Annotated in this window: 1 protein-coding gene; it reads right to left on the bottom strand. The window is 70.4% G+C overall.

Going from position 1 to position 494, the window contains the following annotated elements:
• Window positions 1–494, bottom strand: a 494-nt coding sequence (locus tag PUR56_RS10845; protein WP_329948725.1) for an ATP-binding cassette domain-containing protein, incomplete at both ends; no start/stop codon positions are given.

Genomic DNA, 494 nt, shown 5'->3' with positions numbered 1-494 from the left:
TCGGGGAGTTCGGAGGAGATGACGAGGACGGCGACGCCTTCTGTGGCGAGGTCGGCGATGATCTGGTAGATCTCGGCCTTGGCGCCGACGTCGATGCCGCGGGTGGGCTCGTCGAGGATGAGGACTTTGGGTTTGCGGGCGAGCCAGCGGGCGAGGACGACTTTCTGCTGGTTGCCGCCGGAGAGTTTGCGGACCTCGTGCTCGATGGAGGGGGTGCGCACCCGCAGCCGGTCGGTGTATTCCTGGGCGAGTTGGCGTTCGGCGGTCCGCTTGACGAAGCGGAAGCGGCGCAGGCGTTCCAGGACGACGGTGCTGGTGTTGTCGCGGATGGAGCGGTGGAGGAACAGGGCCTGGGCTTTGCGTTCCTCGGGGGCGAGGCCGAGGCCGGCGCGGATGGCGTCGCCGGGGTGGCCGGAGCGCAGGGTGCGGCCGTCGAGGGTGACGGTGCCGGAGCGGAGGGGCTGGTCGCCGGCGAGGGCGAGGGCGAGTTCGGA

Source organism: Streptomyces sp. BE303 (assembly GCF_036290945.1).
Taxonomy (GTDB): Bacteria; Actinomycetota; Actinomycetes; order Streptomycetales; family Streptomycetaceae; genus Kitasatospora.
The sequence above is the reverse complement of the archived record's forward strand: the minus strand, read 5'-3'. Positions and strand labels throughout refer to the sequence as shown.